This window comes from Micromonospora parastrephiae (assembly GCF_016802865.1).
GTDB lineage: Bacteria > Actinomycetota > Actinomycetes > Mycobacteriales > Micromonosporaceae > Micromonospora > Micromonospora parastrephiae.
The window spans coordinates 1-7,241 of the sequence record NZ_JAEVHM010000233.1 but is presented as its reverse complement, the minus strand read 5'-3'; the positions used below and the strand labels follow the sequence as shown (position 1 = coordinate 7,241).

The 7,241-nt window shown below is 73.3% G+C and carries 7 protein-coding genes and 1 pseudogene; 5 read left to right on the top strand and 3 right to left on the bottom strand.

Annotation, left to right across the window (positions count from 1 at the left end; genetic code table 11):
* From JNW91_RS27865 to disA, 4 genes and pseudogenes are all read left to right on the top strand, one after another.
* Nucleotides 1-188, top strand: a pseudogene (locus tag JNW91_RS27865) (UbiA family prenyltransferase); the annotation flags it as partial.
* Between the two features lie 139 nt (nt 189-327).
* Nucleotides 328-1,137 (top strand): hypothetical protein, encoded by an 810-nt coding sequence (locus tag JNW91_RS27860; protein ID WP_203178415.1) that lies wholly within the window; start codon nt 328-330, stop codon nt 1,135-1,137.
* An 86-nt stretch (nt 1,138-1,223) separates the two neighbouring features.
* Nucleotides 1,224-2,681, top strand: a complete 1,458-nt coding sequence (gene radA / locus JNW91_RS27855) for a DNA repair protein RadA (RefSeq protein WP_139582973.1) — start codon at nt 1,224-1,226, stop codon at nt 2,679-2,681.
* A 131-nt stretch (nt 2,682-2,812) separates the two neighbouring features.
* Complete coding sequence (gene disA, locus JNW91_RS27850; RefSeq protein ID WP_203178413.1) at nt 2,813-3,997, top strand: DNA integrity scanning diadenylate cyclase DisA; 1,185 nt, start codon at nt 2,813-2,815, stop codon at nt 3,995-3,997.
* Nucleotides 3,998-4,003: 6 nt separating this feature from the next.
* Here disA and JNW91_RS27845 read toward each other — a convergent pair whose 3' ends face one another.
* From JNW91_RS27845 to JNW91_RS27835, 3 genes are all read right to left on the bottom strand, one after another.
* Nucleotides 4,004-4,723, bottom strand: coding sequence for a hypothetical protein (locus tag JNW91_RS27845; protein ID WP_203178412.1), 720 nt, complete (start codon nt 4,721-4,723; stop codon nt 4,004-4,006).
* Nucleotides 4,724-4,841: 118 nt separating this feature from the next.
* Entirely contained in the window at nt 4,842-5,414 is a 573-nt protein-coding gene (locus JNW91_RS27840) for a peptide deformylase (RefSeq protein WP_203178410.1), read from the bottom strand.
* Nucleotides 5,411-5,923, bottom strand: coding sequence for a glycine cleavage system protein R (locus JNW91_RS27835; RefSeq protein WP_203178408.1), 513 nt, complete (start codon nt 5,921-5,923; stop codon nt 5,411-5,413). Before JNW91_RS27835 ends, JNW91_RS27840 begins: the two co-directional genes overlap by 4 nt.
* A 96-nt stretch (nt 5,924-6,019) precedes the next feature.
* Between JNW91_RS27835 and JNW91_RS27830 the strand changes: the two genes are divergently transcribed.
* A complete protein-coding gene (locus JNW91_RS27830) occupies nt 6,020-6,931 on the top strand; it encodes an A/G-specific adenine glycosylase (protein ID WP_203178406.1) in 912 nt (303 codons plus the stop codon).
* The last annotated feature ends 310 nt before the right edge of the window (nt 6,932-7,241 follow it).

Below are 7,241 nucleotides of genomic sequence, written 5' to 3'. Positions count from 1 at the left end.
CGCCGGGGCCGCCGTCGGCGGTCGGTGTGGCGGCGGTCGGCGCGGCCGCCGTGGTGCCGCCGCTGAGCTGGTACGTCGGACGCTCGGCGCTCCGGGCCGGCCGGCGGCCGGTGGCCGCCTTCCGGGGGGTCATGCTGATCGCCCTCATCGACGTGGTCCTGCTGGTGGCGAGCGGTCGGGTCGTGTGACCGGCACCCGGTGAGGTGGCATTGCCGGGTCCGTGTGCGGGCCTCGATCAGCCCCAACTACCCTGGAGCGCGGTCTGCGCGGGTATGGCCACCGTGCCCGGCGTGCGGCCGGGTGGGGATTGTGACGAGGAGGACCGACGTGACGCGCTCGATCAGGGGTTCCCGGCGGGCGGCCCTGTTGCTGTCCGGGATCGCGGCAGCCAGCCTGCTGGCGAGCGGCTGCGGCGCCGGTCAGATCGCCGAGACCGCCGAGAAGGAGGCTTCGGTCCAGGGCGTCAGCCTCACGACCAACAACGGCTCGTTCTCGGTGCGCGGCCTGCTGGTCGACTACCCGGGCGCCGAGGGCTACCGGGCCGGTCAGGACGCCCTGCTCAACGCCGTGATCTACAACGACTCGAAGGAGACGGTGACGGTCACCGTCACCTCCGAGAACGCCCGCGAGGTCGTGATCAGCGGTGGTTCGGCGAGCGCGTCGCCGTCCGCCTCGGAGTCCGCCTCCGCCAGCCCGTCCCCGTCCGACTCGGCCAGCCCGTCGACCTCCCCGTCCGACTCGGGCAGCCCGTCGACCTCCCCGTCCGACTCGGCCAGCCCGTCCGCGACCCCCTCGGAAACCGGGTCGTCCTCGGCCACCCCGTCCGCCCCGGAGTCGGCGCGGGCGTCGGGATCGGCCAGCCCCGCCGCGCCGGGTCAGCCGGCCCGCATCGAGCTGGCCCCGCTGAGCTACCTCCAGCTCAACTCCGAGGCCACCACGCAGCTCCGGCTGATCGGCCTGACCGAGGCCCTGCGCTCCGGCCAGAACGTCTTCGTGACCTTCGACTTCGGTAACGGCAACACGGTCACCGGTCCGGCGCCGATCGCGGTGCCGCTCACCCCGGCGGCGCCTCCGTCGCCGATCATCGAGCGCGAGGGCGGCTACGGGGACGACGAGGGCGGCACGACCCACGGCTGACCCGACACCCGACATCGACGAACGCCCCGGCGTGGTGACCACCACGCCGGGGTGTTTTCGTCGTACGAGAGGGCTAGCGTCCTGATGTGACCACCTCCCGCTCGACCTCTCCGCGCGGCGGCACGGCCGGTGCCCCCCGCGCTCGTTCCGCCGCACGCGAACCGCGTCCGGCCTACGAGTGCGACGCCTGCGGGCACCAGCCGCCCAAGTGGGTGGGGCGCTGCCCGGAGTGCGGCGAGTGGGGCTCGGTGGTCGAGTCCACGGTCACCGGGCCGACCGTCTCCGGCCGCGTGGTCAGTTCCCGGATGCCGTCCGAGCCGGCCCGACCGATCGCCACCATCAGCGCCGCTCCGGCCCGCGCCCGACCCACCGGGGTGAGCGAGCTGGACCGGGTGCTCGGTGGCGGCCTGGTCCCCGGCGCGGTGGTGCTGCTCGCCGGCGAGCCCGGGGTGGGCAAGTCGACCCTCCTGCTGGACGTGGCGCAGCAGTGGGCCGTCGGCGCCGGCAGCCCGTCCCTGGTGGTCAGCGGCGAGGAGTCGGTCAGCCAGGTGCGGTTGCGTGCCGAGCGGATGGGCACCCTGCACGACCAGCTCTACCTCGCGGCCGAGAGTGACCTGGCCTCGGTCCTCGGGCACCTCGACGCGGTCAAGCCGGGCCTGCTGGTGCTCGACTCGGTGCAGACCATCTCGACCACCGGCACCGAGGGGGTGCCGGGCGGGGTGACCCAGGTCCGGGCGGTCACCGCCGCGCTGGTGTCGGTCGCCAAGGAGCGGGGCATCGCCACCGTTCTGGTCGGGCACGTCACCAAGGACGGTCAGGTCGCCGGGCCCCGGGTCCTGGAGCACCTGGTCGACGTGGTCCTGCACTTCGAGGGCGACAAGCACTCCTCGTTGCGCCTGGTGCGCGGCGTCAAGAACAGGTTCGGCGCGGCCGACGAGGTCGGCTGCTTCGAGATGCACGAGGGCGGCATCAGCAGCCTCGCCGACCCGTCCGGGCTGTTCCTGACCCGCTACTCCGAGCCGGTGCCGGGCACCTGTGTGACCGTTGCGATGGAGGGGCGCCGGGCCCTGGTCACCGAGGTGCAGGCGCTGATCGGCGCGACGGTCGCCGGTTCACCGCGACGCACCGTCTCCGGCCTCGACTCGGCCCGGCTGGCGATGGTGCTCGCGGTGCTGCAACGTCGTACCGAGCGGCTGACACTGCACGACCGGGAGGTCTTCGCGGCCACCGTGGGTGGCATCCGGGTGGTGGAGCCGGCAGCCGACCTGGCGGTCGCGCTGGCGGTCGCCTCCGGCGGGCTCAACCTCGCCATCGCGCCGCACCTGGTGGCGATCGGCGAGGTGGGGCTAACCGGCGAGGTGCGTCGGGTCGGCGCGGTGCCACGCCGGCTCGCGGAGGCGGCCCGACTGGGGTTCAAGGTGGCCCTGGTGCCGCCCGGCTGCGGTCCGGCGAGCACCGGCGCCGGGCCCGAGCAGATGCGGGTGACCGAGGTCACGGACGTCCGTTCCGCGCTGCAACATGCGGCCCGCGCGTCCGCCGAGTGACCCACCGTGCCGGCGCGGAGGGCGATACCGGACAGCACGCCGCAAGCGGGAAACGGTGGAAAGGGCGGCATCGTGACACATCACAGTAACCACGACAGCACCCACCGCACGGCAGTCCGTAGACTGTGCCCGTGCCGATCGACCGCGATACCACCAAGCCAGCCGGCGCGCCGCCCCATGCCCGCACCGGCGCCGTGGGCTCGCCCGCCCGCCCGATCAGCGTGAGCGTGACCGCGGGAGCCGCCGGAGGCGCCGGGGATCCACTGCGGGCCAACCTCGCCCTGATGGCGCCCGGCACCGCGCTGCGCGACGGTCTGGAGCGCATCCTGCGTGGCCGCACCGGCGCGCTCATCGTGCTCGGCTACGACAAGGTCGTCGAGGGCCTGTGCACCGGCGGCTTCCCACTGGACGTGGAGTTCTCCGCGACCCGGGTGCGCGAGCTGTGCAAGATGGACGGCGCTGTCGTGCTCTCCAGCGACGGCACCCGGATCGTCCGGGCGGCCGTGCACCTGATGCCCGACCCGTCGATCCCGACCGAGGAGTCCGGCACCCGGCACCGCACCGCCGAGCGGGTGGCACGGCAGACCGGTTACCCGGTCATCTCGGTCAGCCAGTCGATGCGGATCATCAGCCTCTACGTCAACGGTCAGCGCCACGTGCTCGACGACTCGGCGGCCATCCTGTCCCGTGCCAACCAGGCGCTGGCGACCCTGGAGCGCTACAAGCTCCGACTGGACGAGGTCTCCGGGACGCTCTCCGCGCTGGAGATCGAGGATCTGGTCACCGTCCGCGACGCGGTGGCCGTGGTGCAGCGGCTGGAGATGGTCCGCCGGATCGCCGACGAGATCGCCGGCTACGTGGTCGAGCTGGGCACCGACGGCCGGCTGCTCGCCCTCCAACTCGACGAGCTGATGGCCGGCGTGGACGCCGACCGGACGTTGGTCATCCGGGACTACCTCCCGGTCGGCCGTAAGTCCCGCACCCTGGACGAGGCGCTTGTCGAACTGGACCTGCTCGGTGCCACCGAGCTGATCGACCTGGTGTCGGTGGCCAAGGCAATCGGCTACCCGGCCGCATCGGACGCGCTGGACGCCGCCGTCAGCCCTCGCGGCTTCCGACTGCTGGCCAAGGTGCCCCGGCTGCCGGTGGCGGTGGTCGACCGGCTGGTGCTGCACTTCGGCAGCCTCCAGCGTCTGCTGGGCGCGACCGTGGAAGACCTGCAGGCCGTCGAAGGGGTCGGCGACGCCCGCGCCCGCGGCGTCCGGGAAGGGCTGTCCCGGCTCGCCGAGGCGTCCATCCTGGAGCGGTACGTCTGATCCGGCTCAGCCGGTGATGGTGAGCTTCACGGCCGCGCTGAGCTTGGTTCCGACCCGGGCCAACACCTGGTAAGTCCCCACCGCCGGGAACGGCCCGGCCGCCAAGCCGTTGTCGTCGCAGCGGGTGGTGTCCCGACCGTTCCAGTTCACCTCGTAGGAGCGCTCGAAGTTGGGCGTGAAGGACTGCACGTCGGAGCCCTGGACCTTGCCGCAGGTGTCCGACGACCAGACCTTCTCGGCACCGGACTTGATGAAGATCTCCTGAAGGTCGGCGCCGACGTTGCGGCTGCACGTCCGGTCGGAGATGTTCTTGATTTTGAGCTGGAGGTCGACGACCATCCCGCGCTGCACCGAGACGGGCCGCGCCACCGAGACCACGCTGATCTCGGCGTCGGTGCAGGTGCCGTCGTCCACCGAACCGGCAGCCGCACCCAACGGAGGGTTGTTGCTGGTGATCTCCGGGCTCGGGCTCGTGGTGTCCGGATCAGCGGCCGCGGACGTGGACGCCGACGGCGCCCCGGTCTGCGGAGTCAGCACCGGCCCGCCGGGGCCCGGCGCGGCTGACGTCGCCGACGGCGACCCCCCCGCTCTCGGCTGACCACCGGAGCGGCCCGAGCCGGTGCAGGAGTAGAGCAGGACAATCAGGAAGAGAAGCCCCGCTCCGAGTACGACGGCGCGACGCCGCCAGTACACGGCGGGTGGCAGGGGGCCGACCGTCAGACGCATGATGCCCCCCACGGTAGCCGCGCGACGCCCACCAGTCCGGCGCGACGCGCCGGAACGCCACCGACCCTCCACCCCGACCCTCCACTGAGGACCGACGTACGGCGGGTCCGGTCCCCGTTCAGAGGTAGACCTTGCGCTGGTAGACCGCGTGCGCACCCGCCACCCGGTCCAGGAAGAGCAGCCCCGCGCAGTGGTCGATCTCATGCTGCAACGCCCGCGCCTCGAAGCCGTCGGTCACCAACCGGACCGACGCCCCACTGCCCGGCAGGTCACCCTCCACCACGAGCCGGCTGGCCCGCTTCACGTCCCCGGTCAGGTCCGGCACCGACATGCACCCCTCCCGGCCCGGCTTCCACCGGGTGGCCTCGACCACCCGGGCGTTGCACAACACGAAGGTGCCGTGCACGGTCACCGCCTTCGGATGCCCGGTCACGTCGACCGCGAAGACCTGGGCGCCCACCCCGATCTGCGGCGCCGCCAACCCGACACAACCCGGCGAGACCCGCATGGTCGCCACCAGGTCGGCCGCCAACCGGACCGTCTCCCCGGACGTCGGGTCGACCGCACCGCCGACCCGGCTCAGCACCGGATGCGGAGCCGACACCACCGCCCGGATCTCGCCCGCGACCGCCAACGCCTCCGGCGTCCAGTCGCCGAGCCCGGCGTACGGCCCGCTGTGCTCGCCGGTCACAGCAGATCCGGGTCCGCCGGCCGGAGGGTGACCTCCACGCCCAACTCCGCAGCCGTCCGGTCCAGGCGGTCGACCAGCGTCTCGGCCACACCCGCCGGCAACTCGACCTCGGCCAGCACCACATAGAGCGAGCCGGCCAACCGGGTGCTCAGGTCGGTCACGTTCCCGCCCGCGTCCACCAGCACCCGGGTCATCGCCGCCACGATGCCCATCCGGTCCGATCCGTGCACCGCCATCACGTACGGCTCACCCACCGGAGGCACCTCGCCGTCCGGGGTGACCTCGCGTACCGTCGCCAGCAGTTGACCCTCGGCCGCCAGCGGCGCCAGCGCGGCCTCGACCTCGGCGGCGGCCGGACCGGTGCAGACGAGGGTCATCGCGAAATGCCCCCGCAACCGCGTCATCGTGCTGTCGGTGAGGTTCGCGCCCAACCCGGCCAGCACCTCGGCGACGTCGGCCACGATGCCCGGCCGGTCCCGACCGATGACGGTGATCGCGAGCTCGTTCATCCGCGCATTCTCTCCGATCCGCCCGCCGCCGCCGTGACACCCCGCCCGATCCGCCCACCCAGCGGGAACACACCCCGTGACATCATCGACGACGCCATGACACAACCCGATTTCGCCACCCTGGTCAGCCGGTGGTTCCAACAGCACGCCCGTGCCCTGCCGTGGCGCGAGCCAGGCGTAACCCCCTGGGCCATCCTCGTCAGCGAGGTCATGCTCCAGCAGACACCGGTGGTCCGCGTGGTGCCGGCCTGGCAGGCATGGCTGGCCCGCTGGCCGGAGCCGGCCGCGTTGGCGGCGGACACCCCCGCCGAGGCGATCCGGATGTGGGGACGCCTCGGCTACCCCCGCCGGGCGGTCCGGCTCCGCGAGTGCGCGGTCGCGATCGTCGACCGGCACGGCGGCCAGGTACCGGACCGGCTGGAGCACCTGCTGGCGCTGCCGGGCGTCGGCACGTACACGGCACGGGCGGTGGCCGCGTTCGCGTACGGCCAGCGGCACCCGGTGGTCGACACCAACGTGCGTCGGGTGGTCTGCCGGGCGGTGGCCGGTGACCCGGACGCCGGGCCGGTCACCCGACCTGCCGACCTGGTCGCCACGGAGGAGTTGCTACCGGTGGAGCCTGCCGCGGCGGCGCTGGCCAGCGCCGCGTTCATGGAGCTGGGCGCGGTGATCTGCACGGCCCGGTCACCGCGCTGCACAGCCTGCCCGGTCGAGTCGGTCTGCGCGTGGCGGGCCTCCGGTCAGGAGCCGCCGACCGGGCCGACCCGCCGCCCCCAGCGGTACGCGGGCACCGACCGGCAGGTACGCGGACTGCTGCTCGGGGTGCTCCGGGAAACCAGCGGGCCGGTGCCGCACCAGCGGCTGGACCAGGTCTGGACCGACGACGTGCAGCGCGCCCGGGCTCTGGCGGGCCTCGTCCAGGACGGGCTGGTGGAACCGGTCGGCACCGACTCCTTCCGCCTGGCCGGCGACGGCCCATCCCTCCCCACCGCCGACATCGCCACCTGACCCCCACCCGCCGGCGCGCCCGCGTTCCGGAGCGCCCGCGCGCCGCCGGACACTCCGCGCGCCGCCGGACAGTCCACGCGCCGCCGCAGCGCCCGCGCCGCCGGACACCAAGATCGTGCTTGATCCTGGGGATGTAGTGGTGTCGGGCGCGCCGGATGCCACTAGAACCAGGATGTTGCGCGATCTTGCCGGCGAAGATTACCCCGGCACGCCCCACCGCGACGCAACCATCGTCCGCCTACGCGGACAGTGGGTAGGCGGTCGTCGCACGCTAGGCCCCGCCCACCCCGGATGGGGACGGCGGCGCGCT

Coding starts and splice junctions, on each gene's coding strand:
- JNW91_RS27845 (WP_203178412.1), bottom strand. CDS start 4,723: ATGCGTCTGACGGTCGGCCCCCTGCCACCCGCCGTGTACTGGCGGCGT.
- JNW91_RS27835 (WP_203178408.1), bottom strand. CDS start 5,923: ATGAACGAGCTCGCGATCACCGTCATCGGTCGGGACCGGCCGGGCATC.
- JNW91_RS27830 (WP_203178406.1), top strand. CDS start 6,020: ATGACACAACCCGATTTCGCCACCCTGGTCAGCCGGTGGTTCCAACAG.